The organism is Chryseobacterium sp. D764 (genome assembly GCF_019317325.1).
In the GTDB taxonomy this organism is placed as follows: Bacteria; Bacteroidota; Bacteroidia; order Flavobacteriales; family Weeksellaceae; genus Chryseobacterium.
In genome coordinates, this window is the sequence record NZ_CP079219.1 from 3,380,798 (window position 1) to 3,398,815 (window position 18,018).

The 18,018-nt window shown below is 35.6% G+C and carries 18 protein-coding genes; 12 read left to right on the forward strand and 6 right to left on the reverse strand.

Annotated features, from left to right (window positions below; genetic code table 11):
• The first annotated feature begins 1 nt into the window (after position 1).
• The 6 genes from KYG33_RS15390 (at position 2) to KYG33_RS15415 (ending at position 6,294) form a co-directional block, all read left to right on the forward strand.
• Entirely contained in the window at positions 2–718 is a 717-nt protein-coding gene (locus KYG33_RS15390; RefSeq protein WP_180564922.1) for a DNA alkylation repair protein, read from the forward strand.
• Positions 719–853: 135 nt separating this feature from the next.
• Positions 854–1,522 (forward strand): hypothetical protein, encoded by a 669-nt coding sequence (locus tag KYG33_RS15395; protein ID WP_077413342.1) that lies wholly within the window; start codon positions 854–856, stop codon positions 1,520–1,522.
• Positions 1,523–1,539: 17 nt separating this feature from the next.
• A complete protein-coding gene (locus KYG33_RS15400) occupies positions 1,540–3,552 on the forward strand; it encodes a hypothetical protein (RefSeq protein ID WP_077413343.1) in 2,013 nt (670 codons plus the stop codon).
• Positions 3,553–4,791: a hypothetical protein gene (locus tag KYG33_RS15405; RefSeq protein WP_219072027.1), complete on the forward strand. Its 1,239-nt coding sequence runs from the start codon at positions 3,553–3,555 to the stop codon at positions 4,789–4,791.
• Positions 4,792–4,819: 28 nt separating this feature from the next.
• Positions 4,820–5,158, forward strand: coding sequence for a DUF6122 family protein (locus tag KYG33_RS15410; protein WP_219072028.1), 339 nt, complete (start codon positions 4,820–4,822; stop codon positions 5,156–5,158).
• 65 nt (positions 5,159–5,223) lie between these two features.
• Positions 5,224–6,294, forward strand: a complete 1,071-nt coding sequence (locus KYG33_RS15415; protein ID WP_077413346.1) for a calcium:proton antiporter — start codon at positions 5,224–5,226, stop codon at positions 6,292–6,294.
• A 75-nt stretch (positions 6,295–6,369) separates the two neighbouring features.
• Here KYG33_RS15415 and KYG33_RS15420 read toward each other — a convergent pair whose 3' ends face one another.
• A complete protein-coding gene (locus KYG33_RS15420) occupies positions 6,370–6,750 on the reverse strand; it encodes a group III truncated hemoglobin (RefSeq protein ID WP_180564925.1) in 381 nt (126 codons plus the stop codon).
• Between the two features lie 201 nt (positions 6,751–6,951).
• On the opposite strand from KYG33_RS15420, the gene KYG33_RS15425 reads away from it, so the two are divergent.
• From KYG33_RS15425 to KYG33_RS15440, 4 genes are all read left to right on the forward strand, one after another.
• Positions 6,952–7,941, forward strand: a complete 990-nt coding sequence (locus KYG33_RS15425; RefSeq protein ID WP_219072029.1) for a hypothetical protein — start codon at positions 6,952–6,954, stop codon at positions 7,939–7,941.
• A 260-nt stretch (positions 7,942–8,201) separates the two neighbouring features.
• On the forward strand, positions 8,202–9,173 hold the full coding sequence (locus tag KYG33_RS15430; RefSeq protein WP_077413349.1) for an ion channel: 972 nt from the start codon (positions 8,202–8,204) through the stop codon (positions 9,171–9,173).
• Positions 9,174–9,662, forward strand: coding sequence for a YkgJ family cysteine cluster protein (locus KYG33_RS15435; RefSeq protein WP_219072030.1), 489 nt, complete (start codon positions 9,174–9,176; stop codon positions 9,660–9,662). It begins immediately after the preceding gene.
• 229 nt (positions 9,663–9,891) lie between these two features.
• Positions 9,892–10,194, forward strand: a complete 303-nt coding sequence (locus tag KYG33_RS15440; protein ID WP_077413351.1) for a hypothetical protein — start codon at positions 9,892–9,894, stop codon at positions 10,192–10,194.
• Positions 10,195–10,238: 44 nt separating this feature from the next.
• On the opposite strand, the gene KYG33_RS15445 is transcribed toward KYG33_RS15440, so the two are convergent.
• The 4 genes from KYG33_RS15445 to KYG33_RS15460 form a co-directional block, all read right to left on the reverse strand.
• The gene (locus KYG33_RS15445) at positions 10,239–10,607 is read right to left on the reverse strand and encodes an iron chaperone (RefSeq protein WP_180564928.1); all 369 of its coding nucleotides are present in this window, start codon (positions 10,605–10,607) and stop codon (positions 10,239–10,241) included.
• Positions 10,608–10,737: 130 nt separating this feature from the next.
• On the reverse strand, positions 10,738–12,096 hold the full coding sequence (gene gdhA / locus KYG33_RS15450) for an NADP-specific glutamate dehydrogenase (protein WP_219072031.1): 1,359 nt from the start codon (positions 12,094–12,096) through the stop codon (positions 10,738–10,740).
• Positions 12,097–12,286: 190 nt separating this feature from the next.
• Entirely contained in the window at positions 12,287–13,396 is a 1,110-nt protein-coding gene (gene dprA / locus KYG33_RS15455; RefSeq protein ID WP_219072032.1) for a DNA-processing protein DprA, read from the reverse strand.
• 34 nt (positions 13,397–13,430) lie between these two features.
• Entirely contained in the window at positions 13,431–14,198 is a 768-nt protein-coding gene (locus KYG33_RS15460) for a rhomboid family intramembrane serine protease (RefSeq protein WP_077413354.1), read from the reverse strand.
• A 247-nt stretch (positions 14,199–14,445) separates the two neighbouring features.
• Here KYG33_RS15460 and KYG33_RS15465 point away from each other — a divergent pair, with 247 nt between their 5' ends.
• Together KYG33_RS15465 and KYG33_RS15470 are read left to right on the forward strand one after the other, a co-directional pair.
• Positions 14,446–15,372 (forward strand): DUF3078 domain-containing protein, encoded by a 927-nt coding sequence (locus tag KYG33_RS15465; protein WP_077413355.1) that lies wholly within the window; start codon positions 14,446–14,448, stop codon positions 15,370–15,372.
• Positions 15,373–15,599: 227 nt separating this feature from the next.
• Positions 15,600–16,523 (forward strand): DUF3078 domain-containing protein, encoded by a 924-nt coding sequence (locus KYG33_RS15470; protein ID WP_219072033.1) that lies wholly within the window; start codon positions 15,600–15,602, stop codon positions 16,521–16,523.
• Between the two features lie 76 nt (positions 16,524–16,599).
• On the opposite strand, the gene sufD is transcribed toward KYG33_RS15470, so the two are convergent.
• Positions 16,600–17,907 (reverse strand): Fe-S cluster assembly protein SufD, encoded by a 1,308-nt coding sequence (gene sufD / locus KYG33_RS15475; protein ID WP_077413671.1) that lies wholly within the window; start codon positions 17,905–17,907, stop codon positions 16,600–16,602.
• Between the last annotated feature and the right edge of the window lie 111 nt (positions 17,908–18,018).

Genomic DNA, 18,018 nt, shown 5'->3' on the forward strand with positions numbered 1-18,018 from the left:
TATGAGCATTGTTAAAGAAATACAGGAAGCACTGGCTGTTCTATCCATTCCTGAAAAAGCAGAATTCTTTCCAAAGTTTTTCAAAACCGGAAAAGGAGAATACGGTGAAGGCGATTTATTTCTGGGCGTAAAAGTTCCGGATCAGCGTTCTGTTGCCAAAGAATATTATCCGAAAATAAATTTGGAAGAACTCAGTATATTAATTTCTTCCAAATACCATGAACATAGGCTGACAGCGCTTTTTATGCTGATTTCAAAGTTTGAAAAAACAAAAGATAAAGCTGTGAAAGAAGAAGTGGTTGCGTTTTATCTTAATCATCTTTCTCATGTCAACAATTGGGATCTGGTAGATTCAAGCTGTTATAAGATTTTGGGCAGATATGCTTTTGAAAATCAGAAAGAAAGCCTTCTTAGGGAACTTTCTGAATCTGAAGAAATGTGGCGCAAAAGAGTGGCTGTTGTCGGGACGATGCATTATATAAAAAAAGGATCATTTGATCTTACTAAGGAGTTCGTAACCAGAAACCTGAAGCATCCTCACGATCTGATGCATAAAGCAAACGGATGGCTGTTACGCGAAATGGGAAATAAGAATGAAGGAGAATTGATCAGCTATCTGAATTTGTATTACAGAGAAATGCCGAGAACCTGTCTTCGGTATGCTATTGAAAAGCTGGATGAAGATCTTCGCCAGGATTATCTGAAAGGGCGTATTTAAAAAAGAATAAAATCAATAGTAGTGTAGTTTCCTGTCCTGAAAAAGTACCGGAAAACAGCTATTTATGCTCAAAAAATTAAAGATTGTAAGGATTTAAGGTCAGAATTGAGTAATTTTGTGCCTTTAAACCCAATCATGAAAAATTTTCTCAGATTATTTCTTCTATATATTCCTTTGTTACTCTTGACAAGCTGTTTCGATATTCTTGATAAAGTAAATGTCAAGGCTGATGGAACGGGAGAGTATACAATTATTTTGAATGCCAGCAAAAGCAAGACAAGACTGGCATCCATCTCAAAAATGGAAACCATTAACGGGAAAAAGGTTCCTAAAAAGACTGACATTGAAAATAAAATCAATGAAGCAGCAAAAATTTTTAAAGGAACTCCCGGAATCAGCAACGTGAAAACATCCATGGATTTTGATAATTATATTGTCAAACTGAGCTGTAATTTCAAAAAGATTGAAAACATTAATACCGGTCTGGAAAAACTTAAAGCTCAGAATATATTGGGTAAAATGGTTCCAACACAAGTGTACAGTCAAAATCTTGAGAAAAAGACATTCGCAAGAAATAAGGTCAATACCTTCAAAGAAGATTACAACAAAATGAGCAAGGCGGATAAGGAAGTTTTTAACAATGCCAGATATACTTCCATTATGCAGTTCGAAAGTACAGTGAAATCACAAACGAATAATACGTATGTGCTTTCTCCCAATAAAAAAGCACTCAAACTGGAAGCTGATATTCTGGATCTGATTCTTCAGAAAAAACAAATACAAAACACAATTCTTTTTCAATAAATTTCTAAACTATAGTCATGAAATCTATCTTATTAAAAACACAAAAAATTATTTTTGTACTCTTTGGTTTTACACTGGTTTTTGCCCAAAATAGTATGAAAATCCCTACTGATGCTGTATTTTATATGGAAGTCAACGGGAAAGAGCTTAACAACAAAATCAACTGGAATAAACTGAATCCTTTGCTGCACGAATTGAGCAAAAAGAACAAAGAAAACCTTTCGTGGACAGATTATTCCAAGACCGGGATCAAATATGATGCTGTTCAATACCATTATGCAAGCTTTAATGATTCTATTAGGGCATACAATACTCATTTTATTATTGATAATAAGGAGAAATTTCAGGAATTTATTAATTCTGTCAAGAAAAAAGGACAGGAGGTTTCTAATAAAAAGAACTATTCTTACGTAGACATCAATGATGATGTTTTTGTTGCCTGGAACGGAAACCGTGCAGTTCTTAGGATGATAAGCTATACCAAACCTTATAAAGATCTTTGGTCAGAAGAAGCTGTTACAGACAGCACTGCTGTTGCCGTTGACAGCGTTTACGCAGAAACGGGAGATACTGCTTATACTGATGAGCCGGAAAAACCTTTTGATTATAAAGAAGAAATTAAAACCCTTAAAGACGATATTAAGTATCTGAAGGAAAGTATTAAAGATAACAACAACGAGATCGCAAGAATTCAGAAAGATATCAAATACCTGCAGAAACACCATAAATATCCTGAAGAGAAGGAGAGTACTGAAAATGAAGGGGAAGTGCCTGCTGATGCCTATGCTTACGATGAAGAAGAGGATATTGCTTACAAAAAAGAACAGGATTCTATCCGCAGAGAAAACTTTAAGGTCATTAAAAAGAATGCTGAAGATCATTTTGACCAATACTTCAGCTCAAATCTGGAAATTGAAGTTCCTAAAGAAATGCTGGCATTCAGAGATGCCAATTCTGATGTTTTTGTTTATACAGACTATGGAAGAATCGTGAATGAAGGAATTTATGGCAAGATGACGAAGTTCTACAGCTATGGGCAGTTCTTTAAAAATATGTATAACTCCAACTATTCTTACAATCTGTATTTTGATAAAGATAAGGTAAGACTCGTTAATAATTATCAGCACAAAAATGCTGACATTCAAAAGAATATTTCTGCTATTTATAAAGGAAAGAAAAATAAAAAACTACTGGAATTGATCAATGAAAAAAGTGTTGGTTACTATGCTATGAACGTGAATGGAGCCAAATGTTTTGATATGATGTACAGCCTGCTTCAGGATTCCGGAGAAAACGAGTACAAAAAGGAAATGGAGCTGATTATGGAAACGATGAAAATTGTTCTGGATGAAGAGGCCATTACCAAAATAGCACCAGGAAACGGAATCTTTGTTTTGAATGAACTGAAATCTAAAAAAGTAGAGTACACCGATTATGAATATGATGCTGATTTCAACGAAAAAGAAGTAAAGAAGACTAAAGATATCGCTGTTCCTAACTTTACTTTTGCTTTTGCAACGGAGAATGAAGGCTATTGGAACCGTATTTTTGATGTAATGACTACCAATAAAAAATTGGCTAAGAGATTCTCAAAAAAAGGAAATCTTTACACCTTTAAAGAAGAAAAGAACGGAGGATATATAGATCAGTTGTTCTTCACGGTAAAAGATGGTGTTGTTTATCTGATGAGCTCGGCGGACAATATTTTACCCGTAAATCAGTCTGATATTTCCAGAAAATGGGCGAAAGATTCGGCTAAATATCCATTATCAGGAAGATTGGATATCCAAAAACTTTTGACAGGTTTAGACAAAGAGTTCAAAAGTCCTAAAGAGAGAAAAGCGCTGGACGCGATCAGAAAAAATGTAGGTGAAATGTATTATAAGACAGAAGTGAAAGGAGAAAGTATCCAGACAGAAATGAATTATAATATTAAAGATTCTTCAGAAAACAGCTTGATGTATTTCTTTGATGTATTCGATCAGGTTTTTAAAACAAAAGAAACAGAAGAGAAACCACAAATTTTATAGATGTATAAAAAGAAGATTATTGTCCCGTTAGTTTTATTGCTGGCTATTGCAGTATATTTTGTGGTTTTTTATAAAAATAAGAACCTCAGATATATTCCTGAAAATGCAGATGCCGTAGTTTTAATTGATATAAAGAAAGTAACGGGACAATACCTCTTCAGCCTGGCAACGCATCCTTCCCATTGGTCCGGAAGCAAAGCCAAGGGCAAGAGTTCAGGTTCTTTGAAAGACTCAGGAATCAGAATTCCGGATTTTCTACAGATCTTCCATCTTAAAGACACAAAGTTCTCAGAATGGTACAGTATTTTAGAACTGAAAGATTCTCAAAAATTCATCACCTTTTTAAAGAAACAAAACTTTGTAGATAAAGGGAATAATCGTTTTCAGAAGGATCAGCTATTTATTATGATCAATGGAGACCATTGTGTTGCAGGGACTTCGGATCTGGCTTTTGAAAAGATTCAGAAAAATATTCTTAAGACTTCTTCAAATCCTGTTTTGGATGCAGATCAGTTTATCCATAATACGGCCGGGAGCATTTCTTTCATCTCAGGAAAGAAAATTCAAAACTTTTCTATTGAATTGCATGATAATGAAATTGAAATAAAAAACAATTCAAATCCTGAAATTCTTAACGCTGTCGCCTCCAAACTTCAGAACGGGAATCACTTTCTGGAGTTAGAATTAGACAAAGTAAACATCAGAAATTTTAGCCGTTTCTTCAATAAAAGTATCGCTGATTCCTCACGGGCTATTTACTTTAAAGCAATAGCGGATCTTGAACAGGTCAATGATACAATTATCAGCTATGAGTATGATGACAATTTCAATGAAGTTGAAAAAAAGACCTTTCAAAAAATTACCCAACCGAATTATACGCTTGATATTAAAAGTGATGATCCCCAAAAAACATGGAAGTATTTCAAATCTAAAAAGTGGGTCAACAGTGAAAATCAATTTACCGCAATTCCTTTCCAACCCAATAAAATCAGTCAAAATAATGATGATGTTGTCATAAAATCAAGCCGAAAACCAATAACATTATCACCACGTTTACAAGAAAATTATATTTTCATCAGAAACAATGCTTTATTGTATTCTTCTTTGAAAACGCTTGGTAATACTGAAAAAAGAATCATTTCAGATATAGATTATGTGTTGTATGGGAATAGGTCAAAGGATTATTGGGTGAAAATAAAAGCAAAAAACGGAGAATTACCCTTAATTTTACGGTGGTAAGCATAAAACCGAATAAAATTATCTATTAATGGCTCCATCAGATATCGCATTACTTAAAACCTTTACTCATTATTTTTTGCATCTTGTTTTTCCGATCTTTATTGCTTTGATTTTTTATCGTAAAAACTGGAAAAAGGCTTATTTTATTCTCTTGGCTACAATACTGGTAGATTTGGACCATCTTTTTGCCAATCCGATTTTTGATCCATCGCGGGAAAGTATAGGTTTTCACTTCTTACATTCATATTATGCCATTGCGGTGTATTTTTTGCTGCTGTTTTTTAAAGGAAATATCAGAATTATAGGAATTGGGCTGTTGTTTCATATGTTCACAGATTATCAGGACTTTAACTTCTGGCCTTATTAAAATATTATTAATATTTTCTTTTGATATTGAAAATTTCATAGATTTTTTGTATTTTGTAGTCACTTATGAAACCTAAAGAATTCTTACATTATACCTATATTTTTCCTCTCCTTGCGGTAGGGTACTACTTTTTCGGACTGATGGGATCGGGTGTTCTTTATGATATTCTTGCGGGTGTTTTACTGATCGGAAGTGTATTGTCAGCAGTACACCATGCTGAAGTAGTAGCTCATAAAGTAGGGGAGCCTTTCGGAACCATTATTCTGGCTCTTTGTATCACCATTATTGAAGTCGCGCTTATCATCTCGCTGATGGTGGCCGGCGGAGATCAGGCGATCACGCTGGCCAGAGATACGGTTTTTGCCGCTGTAATGCTTATTCTTAACGGAATTCTGGGAATATGTATTCTTGTAGGCGGCGTTAAATATCATGAGCAATTCTTTGCAAGAACCTCAGCAACTACCTATCTGGTAAGTATTGTTTCAATCCTGGTACTTACCCTTGTCCTTCCCAATTTTACTTCAAGTGTCAACGGACCTTTCTATAACGAAGCACAGCTTATTTTTATATCTATTGCATGTCTTGTCATCTACGGAGTGTTCCTGATGGTGCAGACTGTGCGCCACAGAAGCTATTTCATTGTTCCTGATGAGCATCCGGAAGAACATTATATTCCGTCACTGACAAAAACGCTTATCAGTTTTGGTTTTTTGGTGGTTTGCCTTGTTATTGTAGTACTCATGGCAAAAGGATTATCTGATACAATAGAAGGGATGGTACAAAGTCTTGGAGCACCAAAATCCCTTGTTGGAGTCATTATTGCAGCCGTTGTACTTCTTCCTGAAGGAGTTGCCGCAATTAGAGCAGCAAGAGCCAATCAAATACAATCCAGCTTGAATCTTGCGCTGGGTTCTGCATTGGCAAGTATCGGCCTGACTATTCCTGCTGTTTCTGCAGTATGTATCATGTATGATATTCCACTGGTATTAGGGTTAGACAAAAAGGATATTATCCTGCTTTCTTTATCCGTATTTATCGTAATGCTTTCATTAAGCCGTGGAAAAACAAATGTTCTGTACGGAACTGTTCTACTGGTGAATCTCGCAGCCTATATCTTTACAGTAATTGTTCCTTAAAAAAGCAAATTTATTATTTGAAATAAATCTTGGGTTTCGTGCCTCATATCACGCTTTCTGATCCCCTGTACCACATTATAGCCTTCTCGCCAGCTCCATTTTAAAAGCCATGAGTTTGGCTATGTTTTCGGATTTGTAGATTGCCATATCTGCGTTTTCTCCAACAAAATTTTCTTCAATAGTCGTACGCCAAAGCAAAAGCCATCTGTCAAAATGCTTCTGCTCCATTGCCTGTATTTCATTGATAGGGAAATGTACACCCATTGGATTTCCTTTATACGTCATTTGTCCAAAAAGGATAGACTCCCAAAAAGAATACATCTTGGGAAGATGTTTGTCCCAATCTACTTTAGCGATATCATTAAAGAAAAAGCTTATGGTTTCATCTTTAACGACTTTGCTGTAAAATTTATTGACTAGGTCTTCAATATCTTCTCGTGATTCAAGCTTTTTCATAGCCCAAAGTTAGTGTAAATCATATAAAAAATTACAGCCTCTAAATTGATAAATTTCATATAAACAGCATTTTAGAGTAAAATACAGGATAATCAGATGGGAAATTGGGAAAAATTAAAATTTGATTAATTCGCAAAAAAACAGATTAAAAGAGCTTATTTTTTGTAAATTTAAGTATTAAACGCTAAAAAAATTATTAAAATGATTAAAAAAATCAATTCTTTTTGGTTTCTCTTATTGATGCTTTCGGTATCATGTTCAAGAGATGAAGTGAATACTATTAATGATGATTCAGAAAAGGTGAATTCTGCTGATGTAAAGAAAGTACAGTTGACAGAGGCTGAGATGCTGCAGAAAGGCTGGAAAATTGTAGATGAGTTTAAATTGTCAGATAATAACAGTCTGAGTGTAAACAGTCCGGCTAATGAAGAGCGTGAAATCCCTTTCAAGCCTAACCATTTGAAGGATATGGGATATGATATCGGTTTTTCCGGAGAAAGAACAAGGTTGAAAAATGTTTTTGCTTACGTTGGCCAGATCCCGGATGGAATTATCTTTAATCCTGATCTTTCTGTAGATGGAGATACCCGGAATACAGCTCCTAATCCTAATGTTTCCATTGTTTTAGGAACTCCTGAGGTAACGATAAAAACCGACGGAATAGATTTGCCGGATAATGCTTATACTACGGAAGCTATTAATAATGGAGATCGTGAAAGCGAAATTACGGTATCCTATTCTTACAAAAAGGGATATTCTACCTCCTGGAAACGTACTGTTTCAGGATCATTTGAAGTAGCTGCATCTGTATCTGTTGATATTCCGTTGGTTGCAAAAGCTTCAGCAAGCACTAAAGTTGTTGTAGGAGGAGATACAACGGAAGGCACAGAAAATTCTGAAGAAATTACAGAAACCAGTACTTACAAGGCTATTGTCCCGGCACACTCTAAAAAGACCATTTCTATCCTCACGAAGCTAAAAGGATCTTCTGTAGAATACTTTGTTCCCATGAAATTGAATGGAAGATTGCAGGCTAACTTTCCTTCTCCAGTCAATGGCCATTATTATTGGGCTTTTCCTATTGAAAACTTCCCTAATTTTCTTTCTAATATACATGGAGAGTCAGGGACTGTGAAATCGGTCAGCAATGTAAGCGTTACGGTCCTGGAATCACCTGCACAAACTATATAAAGCCACTTTGATCAATATAATATAAACAGCAGAAATTCAAAACTTTCTGCTGTTTTTGTGTGTGTTGTTTTGAATACAAACATCATAAAATCCTGTGGAAAAATAATCTGTTATCTGAATGATGAATGTTAAAGAAATGATGGCTAAAAAACATAACTTTGCTTTTTTAAATATTATAAAAACAAAAGGGAAGAGCTGATCATCAACCGGCTTATTTGCAGAGAGAAATCATTATATAACACAATCAAAATGATTAAAAAATGACAGGAGGATTCAGAAAAAAGATCCGTCAGAAAAATGCGGAGAACAGTGGTTTTGGAACCAATGCATCCGGAAGATTTATCAATAAAGACGGCCTCCCGAATGTTCAGAGAAGAGGCGTGAATGTCTTCAACAGGCTAAGCTGGTATCATACCATGCTGAATCTTTCATCATTCCGCTTTATTTCCTATTTGGTTATTGCTTATATTCTTATCAATCTTCTTTTTGCAATGATCTATTACCTGATTGGTGTGGAACATCTTACAGGAATTGATAAAAGTGATCCGCTGAATGAATTTATCGACGTTTTTTTCTTCAGTTCCCAGACCTTCACAACAGTTGGATATGGAAGAATTGCTCCGGTGGGATTTTTGGCCAGCCTTGTGGCTACTTTTGAGGCTTTTTTGGGATTGCTTACCTTTGCTATTGCAACAGGGCTTTTTTACGGAAGATTTTCAAGACCAAGAGCATATCTCAGGTTTTCTGATATAGCTGTGATTGCTCCTTTTCAGGAATCTTCGGCCCTAATGTTCAGGCTGGCTCCTTATAAAAACAATGCGCTGACAGATGCAGATGTGATTCTTTCTGCAGCTATTGAAGTCATAGAAAATGGAGTTGCTAAAAGTAATTTTTACAGACTTGATACACAGTTAAATAAGATTAATACTTTAGCTCTCAACTGGACTGTGGTACATAAAATTGATGAAAACTCTCCGTTTTACGGCTTTTCTGAAGATGATTTTAAAAATACGGATATTGAACTTATTGTACAGGTACGTGCATTTGATGAAGTGTTTTCAAACACCGTAGTGCAGAGATCTTCATATACTACCGGGGAAATTGTTTACGGGGCTAAATTTGTTCCGATGTATTATCCAAGCAAAGAAAGCCTTACGACGGTTCTTGATCTTGATAAAATAAATGAGTATAAGAAAGAGGATCTTTCGGATTTTGTAAGAAATAATGAATAAATGAATTTAGATTTTTATAAAAAACAAGCGATACAAAAGCAGAAAGAACACAAGAAATTTCTGGACGGATTAAAGAAGAAACCGCCCAAAAATCTCGATTATATTGTACAGGAGACCCATGATGAAGTTTTTGATGAAATAGATTGTTTACAATGTGCCAATTGCTGCAAAACAACCGGCCCTTTGTACACGGAAAAGGATATAGAGCGTATTTCCAAACATCTTCGTATGAAGTCTGCTGATTTTGAATCTAAGTTCTTAAGAGTGGATGAAGATAATGATAAGGTATTGCAGAATCTTCCCTGCCATTTCCTGAACAATGATAATACCTGTTCTATTTACGAAGTAAGACCTAAAGCATGCCGCGAATATCCGCATACAGACCGTAAGAAGATCTACCAGATTAATAATCTGATGCTGAAAAATACGGTTATCTGCCCGGCCGCGTTTGAATTTGTAGAAAAAATGATGAAGAATATAACGAAGTAGATTTCAAGGATGGAAGCAGGATGATGGGAGAGGGAAGCTGTTACACCAAAGAATTGATGTTTCAACTGCGATAAACTTCAAGCTTCAAGCTTCGATCCTCCAGCCAAATTATTATAATTATTTTGCAAATTCCTCTTAAATAATTATAAAGTACGTTAAATAAGCTTATTACATATAATTTTATAAATGATGCTTCGTTTAAGTTAAACAATCATTTAAATATTACATTATGAAAAAGTTATTTTTAACGGCAGCGTTTACATTAGTCGGAGTAATCGCAGTATCAGCACAATCAACACCACAAAAGCCGGCGGATACTTCTACTAATAATCCAACGACAACTCAAACCCAACAACCGAATACACAGACTACAAGTCCTTCGGATCCAAAGACTCAACAGGAAAAGACACCTGCAACTACAATGGAAACTGCTCCTGCAACTGACCCAACTGTAAGTACAACACCTACAGATGCAACGAAACCTGCAGATGCACCTAAGGAAGAAAAGAAAGACAAAAAGAAGAAAAAGTAAAAGTACTTTAGCAAACACTAGTCGGAATCCTGAAATCTTGTATTTCAGGATTTTTTTTGATCAATTTCCTCTACCCTGAATAGAAGAATCTTAGTAATCAGATCCAGCGGAAGATCTTCATGAATTGGAAACTGCACAGCTCCTTTAGAGAATTTATATTTTCTCTCTTTAAAATCTGTCTCAAAATTATGGATACCTTCAGCGCCTGGATAGAATCCGATATGCTTTTTATATCCCGCAAAATAAATCAAAGGTTTTCCTTTGTACCTGAAAGCAGGCATCTGATATCCAATATACTCTTCCAGACCAGGAACCAGTGAATGGATGGCTTGTTGTAGTTCAAGCAGTTTTTCCTGTACTTCTATGGGGAACAGAAGAATGTATTCATCAATATTTTTAAAAGCGTTTTTCATGATATAAAAATAAAAAAAAGCACTGCATATAGCAGCGCTTTCTCCTTTCACTTTTTACTTTTTTCCCATTATCCCGGGAACAGGCTATATCAAAAAAGGTCGGGAATTTTTCCCAACCTTTGTTTTTCTGTTACACAACTCCTTGAGCCAACATTGCTTCTGCTACCTTTACGAAGCCGGCAATATTTGCACCTTTCACGTAGTTTACATAACCGTCTTCATCTTTTCCGTAGTCTCTACAAGCTTTATGGATACCAATCATAATTTCCTTTAATCTTGCATCAACTTCTTCAGAAGTCCAGTTAAGACGGATAGAGTTCTGAGTCATTTCTAATCCTGATGTAGCAACACCTCCAGCATTGGAAGCTTTACCAGGAGAGAATAATACTTTATTATCTAAGAAATAGTTGATGGCGTCTAGTGTAGAAGGCATGTTAGCTGCTTCAGTTACACAAACACATCCGTTTTCAACTAATTTTCTTGCATCATCTAAATCTAATTCGTTTTGAGTTGCAGAAGGGAAAGCAACATCACACTTCACATCCCAAGGACGTTTTCCAGCATGGAATTCAGCAGAAGAATATTTTTTAGCATAATCTTCAGCTCTGTTGTTCCCTGAAGATCTAAGCTCTAATAAATAATCAATCTTTTCTCCACTGATACCGTCTTTATCATAGATGTACCCATCTGGTCCAGAGATTGTTACTACTTTAGCGCCTAGTTCAGTTGCTTTTTTGATCACTCCCCAAGCTACGTTTCCGAAACCTGATACTGTTACTGTTTTACCCTGGAAATCCTGTCCGATAGTCTTAAGCATCTGCTCAGCGAAGTATACTACACCGTATCCTGTAGCTTCAGGACGAATCAATGAACCTCCGTAAGCAAGACCTTTTCCTGTAAGAACTCCTGTAAATTCGTTTCTGATTTTCTTGTACTGTCCGAATAAATATCCGATTTCTCTTGCTCCAACACCGATATCTCCTGCAGGTACGTCTGTTTCAGGACCGATGTGTTTGCACAATTCTGTCATGAAAGCCTGGCAGAAACGCATTACTTCCATATCAGATTTTCCTTGTGGATCGAAATCTGAACCTCCTTTACCACCTCCCATTGGAAGAGTTGTTAAAGAGTTTTTGAATACTTGTTCGAAAGCTAAGAACTTAAGAACTGATAAGTTTACAGTAGGGTGGAAACGAATTCCTCCTTTGTATGGTCCAATAGCAGAGTTCATTTGAATTCTGAAACCTCTGTTAACCTGAATTTCTCCTTTGTCATCAACCCATGGAACTCTGAAAATAATAATTCTTTCAGCTTCAGCCATTCTTTCAAGCAGCTTCATTCCGGTATATTCTTTTTTAGTAGCAATGAATGGAATTACAGTTACGGCAACTTCTTTTACAGCCTGTAAGAATTCCGGTTCGTTAGGATTTTTTGCTTCAATTTTTGCAATAAACTCTTGGATTTTCTGGTCAATATTATATTGTTCCATATATTAAGGTTGAATATTATTGTCAACAAATTTAATTTTTTTTTCAAGATTCACAACACTGTATTTCAACATTGTTAAAAATTAAATAATAATGTTTCGTAATATTATTAAATTGATAATTTATGTTCAAATTTTATTAAAAATGAAATGTTATGTGTGAAATAATGCAATATTAAGAAATCATTAAATCTTAAATTGCGATGAATTGCCTCCCGGAAAATGATTTTACTTTCCCTAAAAGTTCCAATTCCAAAATTATTGGTAAAATTTTGTAGGGAGGAATATTAATTTTCTGTGACAGATCATCCAGAGAAATCTGTGGTTGGTCTTTAATAGATTGATATATTAAATATTGATTGTCAGACAATTGTATTGTGGTCTCACTATAAGGAAATAACTCTTCGATTTTTTCTTTGGGACCATTAAACCCAAGCATGCTTATAAGATCTTTTATAGTAGAAATGGCTGTTGCTTTATTATGGAAAATCAGCTGATTACATCCCTGGCTGCAGAGGTCTGTAATTTTTCCGGGAAGGGCAAAGACATCACGGTTATAATCATTGGCAAAAGCAGCAGTGCTTACAGATCCTCCTCCAAAACCAGTTTCCACCACAATGGTTGCGGGAGAGATTCCTGCTACAATTCTATTCCTCTGGATGAAGTTTTCACGGTCTGGTTTTTGGGAAGAGCTGAACTCTGTGATTAATGTACCTCCTTCCTCCAAAATTTTCTCTGAAAGTTTTCTGTTTTTTGATGGATATAAATATTGGAAACCATGTGCAAGAACTGCTACAGTGGGTTTTCGATGAAGAATAGACTGTTCATGAACCTCTTTGTCAACTCCAAGAGCGAGACCGCTTACTGATGTATATCTTGAAGATTGGGTTGCTTCAAAAAAATCTTCAATAAATTTTTGGCCATAGTCAGTCATATTCCGGGTTCCTACAATACTTACTTTTGACAGTGTATCATCAATCTTTCCTTTCTGATAAAGAATAGCCGGTGCATCATTACATTCATTAAGCAGTAAAGGAGTTTCACGAAGATGCTTCAGCCTGATCTGAATATTATTCTTTTCGCAAAAATTTATTTCTTCTTCTGCGAATTCCAAATGGTTGTTATTCCCAATATCTGAAACTGTTTTTTGTCCTATGCCTTCCAGCTTTTTATATTCTTTCTTTGCTCTTTTCCATGCTTCCTGAGCACTTCCAAAAGTATGGACAAGTTTATGAAAATGAATATCACCTATCTGGCTGCATTCGCGAAGGGCGATTGCATAAAAGTATTCTTCGGAAATCATGTGTGTTTTTTTCAAATGTAGTGAAATTAAGTTTTTATTTTTTCCTTAATTCATCCAAATGATCCCAGATATCATCTCTTTTTTTATATGGAAGCTCCATAAAATCTTCCGGATGGTTTTCCTTGTATTCCTGCCACAATTTATCATCCTTTTCGCTATAATAATTCGGAAATTCCCAAATGAACTTTTTCTTCTTTTCCCCAACATTTTTAAAAGCAAACGCAATAATACTTCCGACTACTGCTCCGGAAAGATGGGCCTGCCATGAAATTTTACTCGGTTCCTGCATGTTATAAAACAGCTCTTCAGGCAGCATTCCCCAGATTAAACTTCCATAATAAAGTACAACAAGCATTGAAATGGTAAGAAGTTTTGTATTCCATTTAAATACCCCGCTGAAAAAAAGGAAGAAGGCAAGAACATAGACTACACCACTGGCTCCGATGGTACAGGTGTACATATATTCGCCAGAGAAAATGTCAATAGGAGGAAGAAGCCATACTAAAAGCCCTGTTGCCAGCCAGCCGATAATAAAAACTTTATTTGCTACGATTGGGTAAAACTGATAGAGCAAAAACATAAGTGCGGCTATCGGAATAGAATTTCCTATAATATGATCGATGTTTCCATGCAAAAGAGGAGAAGTAACTATACCCAGCAGCCCTTCAGGCAAAAGCGGTATAATCGCTCCAAAACAGCTTTGAAAAAAGCCCTGCATTTGTAAAAAATACCCAAACCACATCGCAGAAAGCATCAGCAATGGGTAGATAATCGCTCTTTTGGAAATTGCATTTTTAAACATGAGGATTTTACGTCAAATCAAAAGCCAATCATAAATTTCGGAAAATTTGTCGATGAATCAATTTCTACTTCCTTGATTTTAAGACAAAAGGTGTCAAATTTATTTTTTAAACTTATTATTTTGGCATTGATTTTATAGAGATATGTTATTGTTAGGTATTAAACTTTATGAATTAGGATTCTTTAAAGCTGAATTTACCTTTAAAAAAAATTATATTAATACTTTTGCATTGAAAATTATTTGAGTAATGAAGAAGTTTTTATTGATTCTTTCCTTTTTTATGGGGATTTATGCAAGTGCACAAGAAGAATTGAAGAAAGATTCTGTTGTGGTAGACACAGTAAAATACTGGTCAGTTTTAGGAAAAAACACTTTAATGATCAATCAGGCAGCCTTTTCAAACTGGGTAGGAGGTGGAGCCAATAACGTGGGATGGCTTGCTGGTATCAATTATAACATAACTTATGAAAAAGACAAAGATCTTTGGGAGAATATTGTTATCCTAGGTTATGGACAAAATGATACGAAGGGGCTTGGAATAAGAAAGACTCAGGATGTTATTAATGTTTCTACAAATTACGGGAGGAAGTTTTCAAAAAGCTGGTATTTCTCTGGTGGAGTAGGGCTGCAGTCCCAGTTTGCCGCAGGGTATGAAGATGGGAATAACCCTGAAGCAAAGAAAATATCGAATTTTATGGCACCAGGTTACGTGAATGTCGGTATGGGTATCACCTACAGACCTAATGACGATCTTACGGTTACTTTACGTCCTGTCAATGCCAGATGGACTTTTGTATTGGATAAAGATCTTCAGACCGCAGGAAGTTATGGTTTGAAAAGTGATGGTGATTCTTCTTTATTGCAGTTCGGTTTCCTGGGAACGGCAATTTATAAGCTGAAAATAATGGAAGATATTTATTTAACGAATACTGCTTCGGTCTTCTCGAATTACCTTGACCGTCCGGACAGATTGGTTCTCGCTTACGGTGCGCTGTTAAACCTTAAAGTAAACAAATATATTTCCTCCAATGTGACGGTTGATTTGCTGTATGATCACAACCAAATCGAAAAAACTCAGCTGAAACAAACCCTTGGAATCGGCTTCGCTTATACCATTGATAATGGTGTGAAACGTTCTGACCGTAAGGACAGTCAATGGTGGATTAAAAAATAATATAACTATATCAATTCTAATATAAAAACACTTCAGAAATGAGGTGTTTTTTGTTTTTTAAATACTGTCATTTTAAGTTGACTTAAGTTTGGGATGCAATATAGTGTTGTTTAAATGATTTGTTTTCATTGTATTACAGGCGAAAAATCAATTATGTTAAATTCATTTTAAAGTGAATTTTATTTAGACGTAGATTATTATTTATACATTTGTAATAAATCATTATTATGAAAAAACTTTTATTGATCAGTTCCATTTCTTTTGGAGCGATAGCTTTGGCGCAAGAAACTAAAACAGAGGCTCCGGCAGCAGATACCGTTAAAGCCTGGTCTATTCAAGGACAAAATACATTAATGCTTAACCAGGCTGCCTTTTCAAACTGGGTAGGAGGGGGAGCCAACAACGTAGGATGGCTTGCTGGTGTCAATTATAACCTGACTTATGAGAAAGGGAAAGATCTTTGGGAAAATATCATTATTCTGGGCTACGGACAGAATAATACCCAGGGAACAGGTGTGCGAAAAACTCAGGATGTTATCAATCTTTCTACAAACTATGGTAGAAAATTTGCTGAAAGCTGGTATTTCTCAGTAGGAGCCGGTCTTCAGACTCAGTTTGCTCCGGGATATGAAGATGGAAACAACCCTGATGCTAAAAAGATTTCCAATTTCATGGCTCCGGGATATCTGAATGTGGGTGCAGGGGTTACCTATCGTCCTAATGATAATTTGACCGTAACATTACGTCCTGCCAACGCGAGATGGACTTTTGTTTTAGATAAGGATCTCCAGACTGCCGGAACGTATGGCCTTAAAAATGATGGTGATTCATCACTTTTCCAGTTCGGTTTCCTTGGTACTGCCATTTATAAGATCAAAATCATGGAGAATATTAATCTGACCAATACAGCGTCTGTATTTTCAAATTATCTGGATCATCCGGATAGATTGGTATTGGCTTATGGAGCGGTCTTAAATATGAAGATTAATAAATATATTTCATCCAATATTACCCTGGATCTGCTGTATGACCATAACCAGATCTGGAAAACACAGCTGAAGCAGACATTGGGCGTAGGTTTGGCTTACAATTTTGATAATGGTAAGAAACGTTCAGATAATAAGGATAACCAAGGCTGGCTAAAGAAATAAACAAGATAAGATACCCGTAAGAAATAAAAAAAGCACTTCAAAAAGAAGTGCTTTTTCGTATCAATATATATAAGTCTTAGAATTCTATATCTACTCCTAGTTTCTCTGCCAATAGCTTTGAAATTTTCTCTTTTAGAGGCTCTATATCAATATTTTGCATGGCATCATTTGCGAAAGCATATAAAAGTAATGCCTGAGCTTCTTTTTTAGAGATTCCTCTTGCTCTCAGGTAGAATAAAGCATCTTTATTCAGCTGACCTACCGTACATCCGTGAGAACATTTTACGTCATCTGCAAAGATCTCCAACTGAGGTTTTGTATCAATGCTTGCTCCTTCACTTAGCAACACGTTATTGTTTTGCTGATAAGCGTTTGTTTTCTGAGCAATTTTATCTACAAAAACTTTTCCGTTGAAAACTCCGTGGGCATTGCCATCGAAGATTCCTTTATAGTTCTGATAGCTTTCACAGTTCGGGAAGTTATGGTGAACTGCCGTGTGGTGGTCTACCAACTGATCTTTCCCGATGATTGTGATTCCGTTCATGAATGAATTGATGTTTGATCCATTATGAATAAAATCAAGGTTGTTTCTTACCAGTTTACCTCCGAAAGAGAACGTGTTTACAGTGGTTAAGCTGTCTTTTTCCTGTCTTGCGAACGTACTGTCGATAAGATAGGTTGTGTTGTTGTCATTCTGAAGCTTGTGCCAGTCAGCTTTTGCATTGGGATATGTAAAGATTTCCGTTACAGAGTTTGTCAATACATAGGCGCTGTCAAAATTATGATGGCTTTCAATTACTTCTACTTTGGCTCCTTCTTCTACAATCAAAAGGTTTCTTGTATTGTAGAACGTATTCTCTTCCTGATTCTGAGAAATATAAAAAACGTGGATTGGTTTTTCAATCACTACATTTTTAGGAACTTTCAAAAAGAAACCGTATTTGCAGTAAGCAAGATTTAAGTTTGTAAAAGCTTGATCTTTAGAAGCAATAGTGTTGAAGTATTTTTCAAAAACCTCTTTATGCTTCTCATCATTCAATGCATAGTTGAATGAAAGGAATTCTACATTTTCAATAGAAACTTTTGAAAGTTCCTTGTGAAGTTTACCATTTACAAAAACAATCCAATCAAAGTTTTCTTCTCCAAGGTGCAGTTCATCAAACTGCTCTTTGGTGATATTGTGGCTCTCCTTCGGGAAGAAGTTGTAGCTTTTTTCCGTGATTTCCTTTAGATTGGTATATTTATATTCTTCGTCTTTTTTTGTCGGAAAACCAACATTTTGAAACCTCTGAAGAGCTGCTTTTCTACTGTCATCCAGAAATCTGTGACGAAGACTCTCCAAAAATTCATTATGGTTCTCTATAATTTGTTCTTTTAATGCCATTACTGGTATATCTGTGGTTTGCACCATTTTTTCTTTTTTTATTAACTAAAATATTGTTATTCCGAGGAATAGGGAACCCAATTTTAATAGTAGAGATTCTTCTTTTTACAG

Excerpts from the sequence above, each read along its gene's own strand:
- KYG33_RS15390 (WP_180564922.1), top strand. The coding sequence starts at position 2 with ATGAGCATTGTTAAAGAAATACAGGAAGCACTGGCTGTTCTATCCATT.
- KYG33_RS15395 (WP_077413342.1), top strand. The coding sequence starts at position 854 with ATGAAAAATTTTCTCAGATTATTTCTTCTATATATTCCTTTGTTACTC.
- KYG33_RS15400 (WP_077413343.1), top strand. The coding sequence starts at position 1,540 with ATGAAATCTATCTTATTAAAAACACAAAAAATTATTTTTGTACTCTTT.
- KYG33_RS15405 (WP_219072027.1), top strand. The coding sequence starts at position 3,553 with ATGTATAAAAAGAAGATTATTGTCCCGTTAGTTTTATTGCTGGCTATT.
- KYG33_RS15410 (WP_219072028.1), top strand. The coding sequence starts at position 4,820 with ATGGCTCCATCAGATATCGCATTACTTAAAACCTTTACTCATTATTTT.
- KYG33_RS15415 (WP_077413346.1), top strand. The coding sequence starts at position 5,224 with ATGAAACCTAAAGAATTCTTACATTATACCTATATTTTTCCTCTCCTT.
- KYG33_RS15420 (WP_180564925.1), bottom strand. The coding sequence starts at position 6,750 with ATGAAAAAGCTTGAATCACGAGAAGATATTGAAGACCTAGTCAATAAA.
- KYG33_RS15425 (WP_219072029.1), top strand. The coding sequence starts at position 6,952 with ATGATTAAAAAAATCAATTCTTTTTGGTTTCTCTTATTGATGCTTTCG.
- KYG33_RS15430 (WP_077413349.1), top strand. The coding sequence starts at position 8,202 with ATGACAGGAGGATTCAGAAAAAAGATCCGTCAGAAAAATGCGGAGAAC.
- KYG33_RS15435 (WP_219072030.1), top strand. The coding sequence starts at position 9,174 with ATGAATTTAGATTTTTATAAAAAACAAGCGATACAAAAGCAGAAAGAA.
- KYG33_RS15440 (WP_077413351.1), top strand. The coding sequence starts at position 9,892 with ATGAAAAAGTTATTTTTAACGGCAGCGTTTACATTAGTCGGAGTAATC.
- KYG33_RS15445 (WP_180564928.1), bottom strand. The coding sequence starts at position 10,607 with ATGAAAAACGCTTTTAAAAATATTGATGAATACATTCTTCTGTTCCCC.
- gdhA (WP_219072031.1), bottom strand. The coding sequence starts at position 12,096 with ATGGAACAATATAATATTGACCAGAAAATCCAAGAGTTTATTGCAAAA.
- dprA (WP_219072032.1), bottom strand. The coding sequence starts at position 13,396 with ATGATTTCCGAAGAATACTTTTATGCAATCGCCCTTCGCGAATGCAGC.
- KYG33_RS15460 (WP_077413354.1), bottom strand. The coding sequence starts at position 14,198 with ATGTTTAAAAATGCAATTTCCAAAAGAGCGATTATCTACCCATTGCTG.
- KYG33_RS15465 (WP_077413355.1), top strand. The coding sequence starts at position 14,446 with ATGAAGAAGTTTTTATTGATTCTTTCCTTTTTTATGGGGATTTATGCA.
- KYG33_RS15470 (WP_219072033.1), top strand. The coding sequence starts at position 15,600 with ATGAAAAAACTTTTATTGATCAGTTCCATTTCTTTTGGAGCGATAGCT.
- sufD (WP_077413671.1), bottom strand. The coding sequence starts at position 17,907 with ATGGCATTAAAAGAACAAATTATAGAGAACCATAATGAATTTTTGGAG.